This window comes from Streptomyces lavendulae subsp. lavendulae (assembly GCF_002803845.1).
GTDB lineage: Bacteria > Actinomycetota > Actinomycetes > Streptomycetales > Streptomycetaceae > Streptomyces > Streptomyces lavendulae.
This window is the reverse complement of sequence record NZ_CP024985.1, coordinates 347724-363781: the sequence shown is the minus strand read 5'-3', so window position 1 is coordinate 363781 and position 16058 is coordinate 347724. Positions and strand designations below refer to the sequence as shown.

Sequence of the window (16058 nt, the reverse complement as noted above, 5' to 3'; positions counted from 1 at the left end):
GCGCTCGGCCGCCCGCTTCGTGCGCCGGGTTGCGCCCGGGCCCAGCGCCCCCGCCGGCTCAGCCCTGAGCGAGGTCGGCCACGGGCTGCCACTTCTCCCACACCGCGAGACGCTGCTCGTAGTCGGCCTTGGCGATGCCGAGCGGCGCCGAACCGAAGAAGCAGCGCAGCGGCGGCTCGTCGGCATCGACGATCTTCAGCACGGCCGCGGCGGACGCGGTCGGATCGCCCGGCGCACCGACGCGCTTGCGGCGCTGCTCCTGCACCTCCTGGTGGAGGTCGGCGTACGCGGGCAGCGGCTCGGACGTGCTGGACGAGGAACCCGCCCAGTCGGTGGCGAACCCGCCGGGCTCGATCAGCGTGACCTTGATGCCGAACGGCGCCACCTCCTGGGCCAGCGCCTGGCTCATGCCTTCGAGCGCCCACTTCGACGCGTGGTAGATCCCGACCAGCGGGAAGGCGCTGATGCCCCCGATGGAGGAGACCTGGAGGATGTGGCCGCTGCCCTGCTCGCGCAGGAACGGCAGCGCCGCCTGCGTGACCCACAGGGCACCGAACAGGTTGGTCTCCAGCTGCGCGCGTGCCTCGGCCTCGGTGAGTTCCTCGATCATGCCGAAGTGGCCGTAACCGGCGTTGTTGACCACCACGTCGAGGCGCCCGAACCGCTCGTGCGCCTGCCGCACGGCGGCGAAGTCCGCGTCACGGTCCGTCACGTCGAGGCGCAGGGGCAGCAGTCGCTCCCCGTACGTGTCGCGGAGGTCGCCCAGCGTGGAGAGGTCGCGCGCGGTCGCGGCCACCGAATCGCCGCGTTCGAGGGCGGCGATGGCCCACTCCCTGCCGAAGCCGCGTGAGGCACCGGTGATGAACCAGATCTTCTGCGTCATGGTGTGCTCCTTGAGGAGACTCGTCATCCGTATGGTCAGCACGTCGCGGTGTTTCCCCACCAGCCAACACCATCGAGTGGACTCGAAGGCGACTCCGGCACGGGGACGGACCCGTCGTACGGGGCCCGGCCCCGTCGGCGCAACACCCCGGAGGTGCCTGCTCGATGGTCGGTCGGCCGGCACGTGTATCCCGTGGGCGCGTACGGGATACACGCGGGGCGGGGGTCAGCGGCGCAGGACCGCCGGGGCTGCTCGGCGACCGCACGGGTACCGGGCCGGTGCTGTTCGGCCTTCCGGCGCAATCCTGGGCGCTCCCCCCGCCCCTTCCCGGGAGGCGGGCGTTCCGGCGCCTAGGTTGGTCGGCCGAAGCAGCGTTCGTCGACCATCGGAGTCCTTGCATGAATGAGACCGGCACGCCGAACGGCATGCCCCGGCGTCAGTTCGTGGCGCTTTCCGGTGCCCTGGGGGCGGGCGCCCTGCTGGCCGGGGCGGCCGGCAGCGCGTCCGCGGCGGTGTGTCCGCCGCCCGGCTCCGGCGCTACGCCAGGCTGTCCCTGCCCGACGGAACCGCCCCCTCCGGGCGGCCCGAGCCCGTGCCCGCCGGCCCAGATGCAGCCCCTCTGCGGCAGTCCCGCGGACACCGACCCGCTGTGGCAGGACGTGCAGTACTGCACGCAGGGGATCGTCCCGCCCAGCGGGCACAAGGCGGACTGCCTCAAGACCGCCCCCAATTACGTGGTGCTGCACGGCGAGCCCATGTCGAAGCACAACTACCTGACCGTCCCGGCCTGCCGGATCACAGGCATCGAGTGCCCGTTCCTGCTGAACCCCAACGTCGCGAACTACTGGCACGAGGCCTGGGAGAACGCCCGCAGGGGCGGCGACGTTCCCGTGGAGTACCGCTACATCGGGCTGGGGATCAACTCGCAGTCCGCCCGGCAGCTCAACCAGCTGCACATCCACATGGCCGGGGTCCGGGACAGCACGCAGCTGCGGTTGCAGGCCCTGGACGCTGCGGGACGGGTCGCGACGCACCCGTCGCAGTGGGGGGACACCCAGTACCAGGCGCCGGTGACGGGAACGGGAGGGGACCGCACCTACCGGATCCTGCGGCTCCCTGCGTTGACGACGAACCTGTTCGCCCTGCTGAACACGAACGTGGTGCGGCGGTTCGGACTCCAGATGGCGGGCCAGACGCTGATCGTCGTGCCGAGGATGACCCCGACCGCCTTCGACGGCGCCTTCTACATCCTCAACAGCGACGCCTCGCTCCCCAGCGGCACCGTCACCTGCGACCGCCTGCTCGTGTACTGACGCCGGTCCGCGGGCGCCCGGCGGCCGGGCCGTCGCCCGCGTACGACGGCCCGCACCTCGTCCGCCGCCCCGAGGCCCCTCAGGGGCGGCGTCCGGCCCAGGCCACCAGCCGGTCGATGGCCGGGGCACCGGCGTCCACGGCGACCACCTCGGCGAAGGGGATCCGCCCGCCACGGGTCTCGGCCGGCAGTGCGCGACGTACGACGTCGATCACCCGCTCGATCAGGGCCTGGTCCCACTCCGGGTCCTGTCCGGTCGCCCTGGCCAGGTCCCAGGTGTGCACCGTGAGCTCGTGGGTGTAGACGGCCGCGGCGGCCGCACCCGGCAGGACGCCCATCGGCAGGCGCAGCTGCCGCCCCAGGACGCCCGGATCCGCCCACACCTCCGCGACCTCGCGGGCACCCGGCTCCCAGGCCGCCGCCCATCCGCCGTCGGGGATCTCGTCGGCGAAGGACGGCACGCCGAACGGGTCCTCGCCGCGCCCGATCACCGAGATCCGGCGGACGACGGCGACGAGGTGGCTGGACAGCCGCCGCACATCGAACTCCTCGCAAGGGGTCGGGGCGTCGTACTGCTCGGGCCGGACGGCGGCCAGCGTACGGCCCGCCAGCTCGACGGCCGCGGCGAGGTCGGCCCGCGGATCGAAGGAAGAAGGGGAAGGGGCAGAGGCGGAGGCGGAGGCGGGGTCGGAGGGGACGGCGGCGGTACCGGTGGAGTCGGACGGGATCTTGATGAGCTGCTCGGTGTTGTTCATACGTCCATCCTGGAAGCAAAAGTGGCCATCCTCCGGCCAGTTTTCCGCGGACAATGCGAAAACGACGACGAGCCCGCCCACGCAGGAGGAAAGAACGCATGAGAGCCGACCGGCTGGTGGCGACCCTGCTCTTCCTCCAGGAACGCGGCCGCGTCACCGTCCCCGAAGTGGCCGCCGAACTGGAGGTGTCCCAACGCACCGCGCGCCGTGACCTGGAGGCCCTGGCCGCGTCGGGCATCCCCGTCTACTCGCAACGCGGCCGCGGCGGCGGCTGGTCCCTCGTCGGCGGGGCCCGTACCAACCTCACCGGGCTGACGGCCGAGGAGATCCGGGCGCTCTTCCTGATCACCGGCCCCCTGTCGGCCACCCCCGAACTGCGCACCGCCCTGCGCAAGCTGGTCCGGGCCCTGCCGTCGACCCTGAGGCCGCAGGCCGAGGCCGCGACGCGCGCGGGGGTCGTCGACGCCACGGACTGGTCCCGCAACGCCGTCACCGCCGATGCCGTCCACCGTTCCGCGCTCCAGGCCGCCGTCGTGGACGGGATCCGAGTCCGCCTCGGGTACGCGGGCCCCGGCAAACCGGCCGGTGAGCGTACTGTCGACCCGCTCGGGCTCGTGGCCAAGGCGGGGGTGGACTACCTGGTCGCCGGTACGGAGAGCGGCCTGCGTACCTTTCGGCTCAGCCGGGTCACCTCCGTCGAGCCGACCGGCGAACCGGTGGTACGGCCGCCCGACTTCGACCTCGGCACGGCGTGGCGGGCCCTGTCCGAGGCCTTCCAGGACGGCATGTACGCGGTGACCGCCCGGGCCCGCGTCCGCCCCGACACGCTGGGCCTGCTGCAACGGTTCCTCGGCGGCCGTGTGCGCGTCGGCGGTCCGCTGCCCGACGGCTGGACCGAGGTCTGGGTGGCCGGCCCGGCCGCCAAGGCCCTGGCGGGCCACCTGGCCGGACTGGGGGCGGGGGTCGAGGTGTTGGAGCCGCCCGAGGTACGGCAGTGGCTGGCCCGGATCGGCGCCGAACTCACGGACACCTACCCGGGGGAGGACCCGCCCGCTCCACCCGGCCCGTAGGGTATATTCGATCTTGTGCTCGCAGCCGGGACTCCCGGTCGCGGGGCTCGCGTTGGTGGTCCAAGGAAAGACACCCCACTTCCCGTGGGGGAATGCAGGTGCAAGGCCTGCCCAGCGCTCGATCAAGGGCCCCGTCCTCCTCACAGAGGCCGGGGTCCTTCGCTGTCTCACCGCCTCACAGAACGGTGACGACGCCGCTCGCCGGGGTGGGGCGGACCGCCGGTGGGCCGCCGGCGTCGTAGAGCACCTTCCCGGTGGCGGAGTTCACCGTCGCCGAGAACAGCCGCTCGCGACCGCCGACCGCCGCTCTGACGAAGTACCGTCCGTCGGAGTCGCGCTCCAGCGCGATGAACCTGATGTCGGCCCCTCCGGACACCTCGATCACATCGTCCGCGCCGAAGGTGCCTGCGCAATCGGAGTCGGAGTCGGAGGCGGGGGACGGCGCGTCCACCTCGTACACGGCCACGACCCGGCCGGACGGATCGACGACGTCGAGCCTCGCGGGGATCGAGGTCCCGCCCAGTGCCACGAGTACGGGCCCCTCGCCGCGGTAGTAGAGAGCCAACGTCGCCACGCTCATGTCGGACACAGCCCCACCCCTCGATAGACGAACACCCACGGGACTCTGCCCTCGGCCTTCGCGTTCAACCGGACTTCGGGGATTCCAAGTGGCTCCGGCCCGGCCGTCGGACGGGACGGTACGTGCCGGTCCCGGGCCTGAGGAGACCCCGTATGGAGGAGCCCGCGAGCGCCCAGCCCGGGCACACACCCGGCCGGCGCGGCCGTGCCCACACGCCCGCAGCCGGCGCGCCGGCCGAAACTCCTGGCCCGGTTGCGCGCCGACCTGCGTGCGGAGCGGTGGGTGCCGGCTTTCGAGCGGGAGTGGATGGCAGAACCGGAGGAGTCCCGTCGGACGTGTCCGGCTACGACGACGGCGGCTCCGTCGGCACGGCGGAGCTGCGCGGTGGTCGGGACGTGCGTGCCACCCCGGCACCTCTGATCGGCTGATGCTCGGGGGTGAGCGCTGCGCGTGAGCGCGTGTCCGAGGTTCGTGGGCGTAGGGGTCCGTGGGCCGGGACGCACGCCTGCCCACGCACAGCGGTCACACGGCGCGGCGAGGAAGCGCTGTGTCCGCCGGTCTGCCGGGCGTACGCGCGGGCCCCTCGTCGGAGGTGACCGCCACGCCCGTGCGTACCTCGCCGTTCAGCGCACCTCGCGTTCCAGCCGCCCTGGCGGCCGGCGGTTCGGCCGCGGAGTTACGCCCGGCGATCCTGAGGCCATCCACCATGGGCCGGCTGTCGTCCTCGTCGGCGGAGTGCCGGAGCCCAGCACGTGGCTCGACCTGGGGGCCGGCGCTCGTCAGGTCGACGCGGCAGGACCGCCGCGAGGACGTACGCACAACGCGGCAGGCCGCGAGACGCCCGCACGGGGAACACCGGCACGATCGATGACGGTGCCCCACCCGGCCCAGGGCGCTGCTCCGCTCGGCCCATGCCGGGCTGCGAACCCCCTTGAGCCTCCCTACCGTGGCCGGATGGCCCTCAGTCCGTCAGCACGCAGGCTCCTCGCCCGGGCGACCGCTCTGGCAGCCGGCGCGAGCGTCGTCCTCATGCCCCCGCTCACCGGCGCCGCGGCGCGGGCCGAGCCCGCTCCGCCGCGCGCCGAGGCCCCGCCGGACCCCGCCCTGCTGCACCGCCCCGGGGTCCAGGTCCGGCCCCGCCCGGGCGCCCCTGCCCTGCCCGACGACCTGTCCTCACTGTCCTGGCTGGTGGCCGACTCCGGAAGCGGGGAGGTGCTCGCCGCCCACAACGCCCACCTGGGACTGCCGCCCGCCAGCACCATGAAGACCCTCTTCGCGCTCACGGCCCTGCCCCACCTGCCGCGCGGCGGCACCCACACCGTCACCGACGCCGAACTCGCCGACGTGGGCGAGGGCAGCAGCCTCGTCGGGCTCGACGCCGGCCTGACCTACCGGATCCCCGACCTGTGGCGGGGCGTCTTCCTCAGCTCCGGCAACGACGCCGTCCACGTCCTGGCCTCCATGAACGGCGGCTGGACGCAGACGGCCGCCCAGATGCAAGCCCGGGCCCGCGCCTTGGGCGCGACCGACACCCACGTCGTCTCCCCGGACGGCTACGACGCCGATGGCCAGGTGTCCTCCGCCTACGACCTCGCCGTCTTCGGCCGGGCCGGGCTCGCCGACCCCGACTTCGCCCGCTACGCCGCCCTCACCGACGCGCAGTTCCCCGGGGACACGGACGCCGAGGGGCGGCCGGCCTGGACGTACGGCATCGAGAACACCAACCGGCTATTGACCGGCGAGGACGGCGTCGGCGTCTACCCGGGCGTCGTCGGCGTCAAGAACGGCTACACCTCCGAAGCCGGATACACCCTGGTCACGGCCGCTCGACGGGACGGCCGCACCCTCCTCGTCACCGTCATGAACCCCCAGCAGGGCGGCGCCTTCGCGGTGTACGAGGAGACGCGGGCCCTGCTGGACTGGGGCTTCGCCGCCACCGGCCGGGTGGAGCCCGTCGGCTCGCTCCTACCGCCGCCCCGGCCCCAACGAGCCGGAACGCCCGCCCCGCCCGCCGCCCCGCCGCCCCCGGCGTCCGCCGCCGGCACCGGAACCGCCTACGCCTGGCCGGCCGGCCTCCTCGCCGGCACCGGCGCAGCCGCGGCGGCCTGGCACCACCTCCGGCGCCGACGGCCGCGCCCGGCTCCGCCGTCGCGGACCGCCGGCCCCGGGCCGACGCCCTGAAGCCCCCGGGCCGGACGCCCCGCCCGGCCCGCCTGAGGCGGGGATGCTGCTCTTCACCCACGAGCTCCAGAGACGGCTGACGCAGACCGGATCCGCGTGACGGCGCACGCGGTCCACCCCGGGTACGCCGCCACCAGCCTGCGCGGCCACCCGGCCCCCGCCCACCGCAGCGCGCCCGCCCGGGACGACGAGCGGGCGCGAAGGCTCCGGGACCTGCGGATGGACGAGCGGCGCCGCCTGATCGAGGGCGCGTCGGTGACGGCGGCCGATCTCGCGGCGGCCGAGCCCCTGCTGGACGTCCCGACCCGTCCGTTCCCCGCCGAGCCGGAAGTCGAGCGCACCGTCAGCCCGCAGGGCCTGGTCTGCTTCGACGGCAACCCGTACTCCGTCCCGCCGGGCCTGCCCGGCGCCCAGGTCAAAGTCCTGCACCGCCTCGGCGAGGACTACCTCCACATCCTGACCGTCGGCCGGGCCGTGGTCGCCAAGCACCGCCGGGCCCCGAGCGGATCCGGGTAGACCGTCCGCGACGCCGGGCACGTGATCGCGCTGGAGCGCGCGGTGCTGGCCTCGTTCTCCGACCGGGCGCCCTGCAAGAGCAAGGTCCGCCGACCGCCGTCGGAGGACGCGCTGGCCGAGGCCGAGCGCCTGCGCGGGACCGGCACGAGCTGCTCCGCGACCGCGGCGCGGGTGGTCATCGATCTCTCCCACCATGCAGCTGTGGCCGACCGGCTGTGGACCGCCCCGACGCCCGAGGAGGACCACGTGGAGTGAGCACACCACCGATGCAGATGAGCGAGGCCAGACGCTTCCAGCAGCTGAAAGGGCACCTGTCCTACCTGAAGCCGCACGACGCTGCCGAAGCACTGAACCGGGTGCTGGACCAGGTCCGCACCGAGCGGATGTCGATTGCGACTTCGCCGCCCAGCCCGGCGTCGACGAGCAGCTGATCCGCGGGCTTGCGACCTTGCGGTTCCTGGATGACGCGAGCAACGTGCTGTTCGTCGGGCCGCCCGGCGTCGGCAAGACGATGCTGTCGGTCGCGCTCGGTCGGGCCGCCGTCGAGGCTGGCCACCGCGTCTACTTCACCACCGCCGCCGTCACCGCACTGGGCCCCCGTGCCCGGACAGGCGCCAACTGGTGCGCGCCGACCGCACGGCCCGGTGCGCAGCACGGCCAGCGATCGCGAACGGCGGACGGACATCGCCGCGACGAACTGAGGAGGGCCGCCGGAGTTGGGGGCAATGTTCCGGATCATCCCTGTGTCGATCCTGCGGGCTTCCTTAGGGCAACCTGAAGAAGCCCCTCCACGGGGCGATGTGCCCTGGTCACAGGCCTAGGCTCGGCCGTACTTCCCGTCCCCTCTCCAGTGAGGTGTTACCGGCATGAGCCGCAGCCGAACCCCCGCGACCCCGTCCCGCGCCAATGCCCGCCGGAAGAAGGCGACGCGTACGCGCATCGTGCTGTCCGCCACCGCGGCCGCCGCGCTGGTGGCGGTCGGGGTCGCGGTGGCCGACTCGGGAGGTGGTGACCGTACGGACCGGCAGGCAGCCGGAGCCGCCGCCTCCGACGCCGGGTCGTCGAAGGCGGCGACGGACACCACCGGGGCGCTCCCGGCCGCCCCGGCGTCGGCGAGCGCGAGTGCGAGCCCGAGTACGAGTGCGAGCACGAGCGCGTCCGCGAGTGCCGGCCCGTCGGGGACGCCCGGCACGCAGCCCGGCTCCGGCGACGCGAAGGGAGCCGCAGCCCCCGACGAGGACGCCACGCGGCCCGACAGCGCGCCGGACACCTCGGGCGTCGGCCGGCCCGCCAAGCCGGCCCAGGGCTCCACCTCCACGAAGGGCACCGGCTCCGGCGGCTCCTCCGGCTCCGGCTCGGGTTCCGGTTCTGGTTCCGGCTCGGGCTCCGGAACCGTCAACGGGGACGCCGAGTCCACCGTGCTCACCCTCGTCAACAAGGAGCGCGCCACCGCCGGCTGCGGCCCCCTGACGGTCAATGCGAAGCTGAGCGCGGCGGCGCGGGCGTACAGCGACACGATGGCCCGCAGCGGCGTCATGTCGCACACCGGGCCCGACGGGTCCACCATGACGAGCCGTGTGGAGGGGGCTGGCTACAAGTGGTCCGGCCTCGGCGAGAACATAGCCCGCGGGCAGAGCGACGCCGCCGCGGTCATGTCGGCCTGGATGAACAGCCCCGGCCACCGTGCCAACATCCTCAACTGCTCCTTCAAGGAGATCGGGATAGGCGTCCACAAGGGCGACGGCGGCCCCTGGTGGACCCAGGACTTCGGCACCCCGAGGTAACCCCTCGATCTCCTTCCGGCGCGCCCCCACACCCCCCCACAGGGCGGCCCCCGCACACCTGCACGCAGGTTCGCGGACGGCCATGTCCCCCTGGCCCGGCGGCCAGGGGGACGTCCGCGTTGACCCGGAGCAGTCCGGAGCAGTCCGGACCACCCGGTTGCACCCCCGTGCGCAACCGGCCGACGACGGGTTCCGGTTCGGCCGGGGGCACCGGTGTACGCGCACCTGCGCCCGTCGGCCACTATGGGCCCGTGCCCCGACTTCCGCGCTACCTGCTCATATGGCTGTCGTGCACGGCCGCCAGCGTGACCGCCGTGCTCGCCACGGTCCAGTTCGTGGTCGGGTCGACCAGCCACAAGCCCCCCGTCGCGCGTTCCGCCCCGGTCGTCATCGACACGCCCCCCGCCTGGCAGGCGGGCAGTCCCGGACCGCCACAGGCCTCCCCGACCGCGAGCGCCTCGGTCAGCCCTTCGCCGACCGTGACGCAGCAGCCTTCGTCGGCGCCCCCCTCTCCCAGCCCCACCCCCGCCAAGGCCCCTCCGGAGGCCCCCCGGACCAGCGCGCCCCGGCCCGGCGTCGACTGCGAACAGGGCGGGGCGGGGCTGCACACCGTCCCCTCACAGGGCGGCAAGGTCACGGTGCGTTACGGGAGCCGGGGCGTCTGCCTGATCTCCGCGGTTCCCGGCCTCGGCTTCCGGACGACCACCTCGCAGGACTCCGACGACACCCTCACCGTCACCTTCAGCGGTGACGACCACCGGTCGGTGATCACGGCCACGATCACCCCGTCGGCCAAGGCGAGCGTCCGCGAGACTTCCTTCTGACGGCACGGCAGGCCGCCTGCACAACGGCCCGCTTGACGACCGCGTCGCCCGGCCGCCCGGCCGCTGCGTCGCCCGGCCGTCGCGTCCCCAGGCCGCCCGGTCCGTGCCGCTCGGGCGCCCCGTCCGTTCCGCCCCGTTCACGACGCTCCTGCCCCCGGGGGACGGGGCGCGGCGAACGGGAAGGTGAGCAGTTCCTCAGGGCAACCTCAAGATCGCCCCGAGCCGGTTCCACGGGCCCCCGCCGGCCCTATGCTCGCGTCAGCCGAGCGGCCGTCGGCACCGGGGCACGAACCCCCGTGCACCGACGGCCCCGGTTTCACCGAGCCGGGACGCGCCTCGCCCGTCCCGCCGTCCGAACCTGCCCCAGGGGTCTTCGCCATGAGCTCTCGCCTGCTCCGGTCCGTCCGCTCCGGACGCCGCCCGGCGCCCTCCCGTCCCTCCCTCGCCCGGCGCCTGCGGATGGTCGCCGCTGCCGTGGTCGTGGCCGGGCTGGCCACCGCGTGCGGGCCCTCCTCCACCCCCGCCGGATCCGCCGCGCCGCCCGGCGCCCAGGAGCCGGCATCGGCGCCGGCCGCCGACCGGACGTCCCAGGACGCGTCCCCCGCAGTGTCCGCCACCGCCTCGGTGCTGCCCCCGGCCTCCGCCTCCGCCTCGGCCTCCGCGTCCGTCCTGGCCTCGCAGCCCGGCGCCGCCACCGGTTCCGCATCGGGCAGCGCGGGCAAGGGCGTCGGCGCAGCCGGCTCCGGATCGGGGTCCGGTTCCGGTTCCGGTACTGCTTCCGGTACGGGCGGCGCCAAGCCGACGTCGGCCGCCCTCCCCGCACCGGCCCCGGCCAAGGTCCCCGGTCCCGGCTACGACAGTTCGGCCGACGCCCAGGCACTGATCGACGCGGCCCTGCGCTCGGCGAAGTCCGACGGCCGGATGGTCCTGCTCGACTTCGGGGCCAACTGGTGCGGGAACTGCAAGGCCGCCGACAAGGTGTTCGCCCAGCCGGCGACCTCGGCGCTCCTCGCGGACGACTACCACCTCGTCAAGGTCGACATCGGCGGCGACAGCTCCGCCAACTCCGCGCTGCTGCGCAAGTACAGCCCCTCCGGCGGGACGTACACGATGCCCGTACTGGTGGTCGTATCGCCGTCCGGCACCACGCGGGTCGACACCCACGTCAGCGGCAACCCGTCCCTGACGGCGGACGGTATCGGCTCCTTCCTGCGCAAGTGGGCCCCGTGAGAGGGCCAGTACGCAGGGCCGCCGTCCTCCCGGTCGGCGCCGGTCTGGCGGTGGCGGCGGCCCTGCTGCTGATCGGCACAGTGACGGACAGCTCCGCCTCCTGCCCCCGGACCGCCTCCGCCCACACCTCCGGCACCGGGGCGGCCGCCCGCACCGTCGCCGTCACATCCGCGTCCGGCGCCACGGTCGCGGCCCCGCGGGCCCGCCGGCCCGCGCTCGTGCTGACCTGGACCGACCTGGACGGGAACCCGATCTCGCTCGCCGCCTTCCGCGGGGAGGTCGTCGTACTCAACGTCTGGGGTTCCTGGTGCGCGCCCTGCCGCGCCGAGGCCGACGACCTCGCCCTGCTCAGCGGCGAGGTCCGGGGCGCCGGGGTCCGCTTCCTCGGCATCAACACCCGCGACCGGGACCGGGACGCGGCCCGGTCCTTCGTACGCGCCCACGGCCTGGACTTCCCCAGCCTCCACGACCCCACCGGAGCCCTCCTGCTGCGGTTCCCGCCGGAGGTGCTCAACCCGCAGACGATCCCCTCGACCCTCGTAGTCGACCGCGAGGGCCGCGTCGCCGTGGCCATCGGCGGCGCCGTCAGTGCCGGGCGGCTGAAGCCGCTGATCGACCGCGTGGCGGCGGAAGGATGACGGCGTACGCGTACCGGCAGCCGGCCGCCACCTCGCTCGCGGCCACGGCCACGGACGCGGCGACGGCCGCCGTCGCCGCCACCGCCACGGGCGCCGCCTCGCTCATCGAAGGAACGGTCCTGGTCGCGGCCCCGGTCGCCTTCGCCGCCGGGCTCGTCTCCTTACTCTCGCCGTGCGTGCTGCCCCTCGTACCCGGCTACCTCGGCTATGTCACCAGCCCGTCCGTCGCCGACCTCGCCTACGCACGGGGCGATCGGCGCGGCCGGATGGTGACGGGCACCGTCCTGTCCGTCCTCGGCTTCACGGCCGTCCTCGTATCAGGCGGGGGCCTGTTCGGCTACGTCGGGCGGAGCCTGCTGGCCCATCGGGGGGAGGACACCCTGGTGCTCGGCCTCCTCACGGTCCTCATGGGGCTCGCCTTCACGGGCCTCCTCCCGGGCTTCGCGCAGCGGGAGTTCCGCAGCCACCTGCGCCCCGCGCCGGCCCTCGCCGGAGCTCCCCCGCTGGGCGCGGTCTTCGCCGTCGGCTGGACGCCGTGCGTCGGCCCGACTCTCGCCGCCGTCCAGGCCCCCGCCCGGAACGGGGCGAGCGCCGCCCGCGGCGCCCTGCTGATGGCCGCCTACTGCCTCGGACCGGGCCTCCCGTTCGTCCTGGCCGCGCTCGCCTTCCGGCCGGCACTGGGCGCGTTCGGCCTGGTGAAACGCCACTGCGCAGGGGTCCTGCGGACGGGCGGCCGCATGCTCGTGACCGTCGGCGTGCCGCTGGCCACCGGAGTGTGGAGCGACCTCGTCCACCGCATGCGGCTGTGGAGCACGAGCTTCACGGCGTCCCTGTGAGGCCCTCCGAACGGCGAGGCACGCAACGTCCCGTCGGCCACCCCCACCGCCCCGGCCACCCCCACCGCCTCCCCGGCTGCCCTCCGCCCTCCCCGCCCATCCGCCCCGAGCCACTCCTCGCAGCCCACGCCGCCGCCCCACGAAACGAGAAGGCCCCCGATGACCCCCTCCCCGCAGCCCCGGCGCCTGCTCCGCGCCACGGGCGCCCTCGTCCCGCTGGCCCTCCTCGTGGCCTGCGGCGGGAAGCCCGCCGGAGCCTCGGCCGACGGACCCCCGACCACCGCGCGCTTCTCCGAGAACGGAGTCACCGTCGCGCTCTCCGTCTCCGACTGGCAGCCCTCGAAGCGGACCGGCACCCTCACCGCCGTCTTCGCGCCCGAGGCCGCCGGATTCCACCTCTACAGCGCTGCCCTGCCGCCCACCGGCATCGAGGGCGTCGGCCGGCCGACCGCGGTGGCCGTCACCGGGACCCTCGCCGCCGACGGCCCGCTGACGGCGGCACAGCCCGTACGGCCGATCCGGGTCCCGGGGGTCGACTCGCCGGTGCCCGTCTACCCCGACGGCCCGGTCACCACCACCCTCCCCGTCCGCGCGTCAGGCCGCGGCGACGGCAGCGGCGACGGCGCGACGGTGCTGATCGGCTACGCGAGTTGCAGCACGCGGGACGGCTGCACCATCCCGGTGTCCGACCACCCCGTACGGCTCCGCGTCACCGACGGGGTCCCGGCCTTCGTCACGCCCTGACCGAGGCCACCACCGGAACGAGCCTCTAAGGTGTCCGCATGCCGAGCGTCCTGGTCGTGGAAGACGACCCCAGCATCCGTCAGTCACTGATAGAAGTCCTGGCCGAGCAGGGGTACGCCGTGCGCAGCGCCGCCGACGGCTTCGGCGCGCTCCGCGAGGTCACGCAGGCGCCCGTGGACGCGATCGTCCTCGACCTCGGACTGCCCGACCTCGACGGAGGCGACGCCCTGCGCATGATCCGCGGCATCTCCTCCGTACCGGTGCTCGTGGCCACCGCCCGCGACGACGAGTCCGAGATCATCAACATCCTGAACGCCGGCGCCGACGACTACCTGGTCAAACCCTTCTCCGGGGGCCAGCTCCTCGCCCGCCTCTCCGCCGTCCTGCGGCGTACCGGCGGCGCGCCCCCCGCCTCCGCCGGCGGCACCATCGGCGCGGCGCCCGCGCAGGCCGGTGAGCCCCTGCGGCCCACCGTCGTCGGCGCGCTGGCGGTGGACCCGGGCGCGCGCACCGTGCACCTGGCGGGACAGGAGCTGCGCCTGACCCGCCGCGAGTTCGACCTGCTGGCCTTCCTCGCCCACCACGCCGGCCAGGTCGTCTCGAAGCGCCGCCTGCTGACCGAGGTGTGGCGCGAACCGTACGTGGACGACCAGACCGTCGACGTGCACCTGTCCTCCCTGCGCCGCAAACTCGGCGAACGGGCGTCAGCCCCGCGCTACCTGCTGACCGTGCGCGGGGTCGGCATCAAGCTGGTGGCACCGCGTTGAGGCGCTCCCTGGCCGGTGTGGCCCTCGCCGTGACCTCCATGGTCGCCCTCTCCTTCCTCATACCGCTGGGCGCCCTGGTGATGTCGCTGGTCAAGGAACAGGGCGTGACGGCCGCTCAGCAACGCGGCGCAGCCCTCGCGCCGGTACTCGCCCTCACCACGGACCCGGACGCCCTGCGCGAGGCCGCGGCCGGCCTGGACGCGGCCGACCACCTGGTCGTCCACCTGCCGGGGACCGGCTCCCTGGGGCGGTCCAAGGCCCCCGCCGACCTGCTCGAACGGGCCCGGCGCGGGCGGGAGTCGATCTCCCAGGAAGTCCCCGGCGGGTGGGTCTGCCTGCAGCCCGTGGTGCTGCCGCGGGACGAGGTCGCCGTCATCGAGAACTTCGTGCCCGAGGCGGAACTCACGCGTGGGGTGGCGCAGTCGTGGGCCGTTATGTGCTTCCTCGCCGTCGGGCTGATCGCGGGCTCGGTACTGGTCGCCGACCGGCTCGGAGCCAAGGTCGTCCGCTCCTCCAAACGGCTCGCCCAGGCCTCGCGCGCGCTCGGACTGGGCGACCTGGACGCCCGTGTGGAACCCATGGGCCCCCGGGAACTGCACGACGCGGGCGTCGCCTTCAACGCGATGGCCCAGCGCATGAACGAACTCCTCGCCGTCGAACGCGAACTCGTCGCCGACCTCTCGCACCGCCTGCGCACCCCGCTGACCGCACTCCACCTGGCATCGGAACGGATGGCGGGCACGCCGGAGTCGGCCAGGGTCGAGGCGGCCGTCTGCGAGCTGGAGACCGAGCTGCAGGCCATCATCGCCGCGGCCCGCACCCCGCTCGCCATCGGCCCCATGGGTCAGGGCCTGCTCGCCACGGAACGGCCCCCGGGACACGGCTCCGCTCCCGCGGCGGGCGCGGGCCCGCGCAGCGAGGCGGCGGAGGTCGTCCGCCGCCGGACCGCCTTCTGGGCGGTCCTCGCGGAGCAGCAGAACCGTTCGTGCTCCCTGGACATCACCCAGGAGCCCACGGCCGTCGCCCTCTCCGACGACGACGTGGCCGCCGTGGTGGACGCCCTCATCGGCAACGTCTTCCGCCACACCCCGGAGGGGACCGCGTTCGCCGTCGCCGTCGCACGCACGGCCCAGGCCGTGGAACTCGTCGTCGAGGACGGTGGACCGGGCATCCCGGAACCGGACCGCGCGCTGTCCCGCGGAGCCAGCACCGGCTCCACCGGCCTGGGCCTCGACATCGCGCGCCGCGCCGCGACCGCCACGGGCGGTACGGTACGCGTCACGCGCGGCCCGCTCGGAGGGGCGCACATCACCGTGACCTTCGCCCTGGCCGCCGCCGCCCCGTCGGGACACCGCACCCGCTTCGCCCGCCGCCGCAGACGCTGACCCCCGGGCGGGCGCCGGCGTCCCGCTCCCCGGCCCGCCCGGAGCCGGGACCGTACACAGCATCCGAGGCCCGTCCCCGGCCTGGCGGGCATCTCGGCGGCCGGGGACGGGGCGGGCAGGCAGGAGCCGGCCCACTCCACCCCGAGGGGCGGCGAGCGGCCCGGCCGCGCAGAGGTGGAGGCCGAGCGCGGTGGCTGATCACGACCGCCTCGACCGTCATCAGCGAAGGCAACTCGACCTGTCCGTTGCGAAGTTCGACTACAGGACGGGAACTCCTGTCCTGGCCAACACGTCATGTGAGACGTAGGGACGACCACACCCGCCCCCCGCCTATTCGTCCCAGGTGGGGCCGCGTCCAGCGGCTGAGTGAAGGTCTTCGCTTCCCCCTCGGGGGGAGGGGGATCCGATCACTCGGAGCGTGACTCATGTTCGACGATCTTGATGTGTGGGCGCAGGCGCTCTATGGCGAGGTACTGCGCGAGGGCCGTCACGCCCTTGTGGAAGGCTTCCGCTGCCCGCCCGGACGTGGATCTTCGCGGGTGCCTGGCGGGTT

At 74.4% G+C, this 16058-nt stretch carries 17 protein-coding genes; 14 read left to right on the top strand and 3 right to left on the bottom strand.

Annotated elements, in window-relative coordinates:
• Positions 1-58 precede the first annotated feature (58 nt).
• Complete coding sequence (locus tag SLAV_RS01775) at positions 59-883, bottom strand: SDR family oxidoreductase (protein ID WP_030226706.1); 825 nt, start codon at positions 881-883, stop codon at positions 59-61.
• Between the two features lie 608 nt (positions 884-1491).
• Here SLAV_RS01775 and SLAV_RS01770 point away from each other — a divergent pair.
• A complete protein-coding gene (locus SLAV_RS01770) occupies positions 1492-2196 on the top strand; it encodes a CDP-diacylglycerol diphosphatase (protein ID WP_030226707.1) in 705 nt (234 codons plus the stop codon).
• A 79-nt stretch (positions 2197-2275) separates the two neighbouring features.
• Here SLAV_RS01770 and SLAV_RS01765 read toward each other — a convergent pair whose 3' ends face one another.
• Complete coding sequence (locus tag SLAV_RS01765; RefSeq protein WP_078950144.1) at positions 2276-2950, bottom strand: TIGR03086 family metal-binding protein; 675 nt, start codon at positions 2948-2950, stop codon at positions 2276-2278.
• 98 nt (positions 2951-3048) lie between these two features.
• Between SLAV_RS01765 and SLAV_RS01760 the strand changes: the two genes are divergently transcribed.
• Positions 3049-4020, top strand: coding sequence for a helix-turn-helix transcriptional regulator (locus SLAV_RS01760; protein WP_051840407.1), 972 nt, complete (start codon positions 3049-3051; stop codon positions 4018-4020).
• A 175-nt stretch (positions 4021-4195) separates the two neighbouring features.
• Here the strand turns inward: SLAV_RS01760 and SLAV_RS01755 are convergent, their stop codons facing one another.
• Positions 4196-4609 (bottom strand): hypothetical protein, encoded by a 414-nt coding sequence (locus SLAV_RS01755; protein ID WP_158740509.1) that lies wholly within the window; start codon positions 4607-4609, stop codon positions 4196-4198.
• 945 nt (positions 4610-5554) lie between these two features.
• Here SLAV_RS01755 and SLAV_RS01745 point away from each other — a divergent pair.
• From SLAV_RS01745 to SLAV_RS01695, 12 genes are all read left to right on the top strand, one after another.
• The gene (locus SLAV_RS01745; protein ID WP_078950145.1) at positions 5555-6781 is read left to right on the top strand and encodes a D-alanyl-D-alanine carboxypeptidase family protein; all 1227 of its coding nucleotides are present in this window, start codon (positions 5555-5557) and stop codon (positions 6779-6781) included.
• 96 nt (positions 6782-6877) lie between these two features.
• Positions 6878-7297, top strand: coding sequence for a Mu transposase domain-containing protein (locus SLAV_RS42085; protein WP_030226713.1), 420 nt, complete (start codon positions 6878-6880; stop codon positions 7295-7297).
• A 21-nt stretch (positions 7298-7318) separates the two neighbouring features.
• Positions 7319-7552, top strand: coding sequence for a hypothetical protein (locus SLAV_RS42080; protein ID WP_030226714.1), 234 nt, complete (start codon positions 7319-7321; stop codon positions 7550-7552).
• On the top strand, positions 7491-8075 hold the full coding sequence (locus SLAV_RS43040) for an ATP-binding protein (protein WP_199922131.1): 585 nt from the start codon (positions 7491-7493) through the stop codon (positions 8073-8075). The genes SLAV_RS42080 and SLAV_RS43040 overlap by 62 nt, the downstream gene beginning before the upstream one ends.
• Before the next feature lie 88 nt (positions 8076-8163).
• Positions 8164-9081 (top strand): CAP domain-containing protein, encoded by a 918-nt coding sequence (locus SLAV_RS01730; RefSeq protein WP_030226715.1) that lies wholly within the window; start codon positions 8164-8166, stop codon positions 9079-9081.
• A 251-nt stretch (positions 9082-9332) separates the two neighbouring features.
• Positions 9333-9905 carry a hypothetical protein gene (locus SLAV_RS42070; RefSeq protein ID WP_234333448.1) on the top strand — a complete coding sequence of 191 codons (573 nt, stop codon included), beginning with the start codon at positions 9333-9335 and terminating at the stop codon, positions 9903-9905.
• A gap of 378 nt (positions 9906-10283) precedes the next feature.
• Positions 10284-11135, top strand: a complete 852-nt coding sequence (locus SLAV_RS01720) for a thioredoxin family protein (protein ID WP_051840409.1) — start codon at positions 10284-10286, stop codon at positions 11133-11135.
• Positions 11132-11773, top strand: coding sequence for a TlpA family protein disulfide reductase (locus SLAV_RS01715; RefSeq protein ID WP_234333449.1), 642 nt, complete (start codon positions 11132-11134; stop codon positions 11771-11773). The genes SLAV_RS01720 and SLAV_RS01715 overlap by 4 nt, the downstream gene beginning before the upstream one ends.
• Complete coding sequence (locus tag SLAV_RS01710; protein ID WP_078950146.1) at positions 11770-12609, top strand: cytochrome c biogenesis CcdA family protein; 840 nt, start codon at positions 11770-11772, stop codon at positions 12607-12609. Before SLAV_RS01715 ends, SLAV_RS01710 begins: the two co-directional genes overlap by 4 nt.
• A 159-nt stretch (positions 12610-12768) precedes the next feature.
• Complete coding sequence (locus tag SLAV_RS01705; RefSeq protein ID WP_030226726.1) at positions 12769-13353, top strand: hypothetical protein; 585 nt, start codon at positions 12769-12771, stop codon at positions 13351-13353.
• A 38-nt stretch (positions 13354-13391) separates the two neighbouring features.
• The gene (locus SLAV_RS01700) at positions 13392-14120 is read left to right on the top strand and encodes a response regulator transcription factor (protein ID WP_030226727.1); all 729 of its coding nucleotides are present in this window, start codon (positions 13392-13394) and stop codon (positions 14118-14120) included.
• Entirely contained in the window at positions 14117-15505 is a 1389-nt protein-coding gene (locus tag SLAV_RS01695; protein WP_030226730.1) for a HAMP domain-containing sensor histidine kinase, read from the top strand. The genes SLAV_RS01700 and SLAV_RS01695 overlap by 4 nt, the downstream gene beginning before the upstream one ends.
• Positions 15506-16058: the final 553 nt, after the last annotated feature.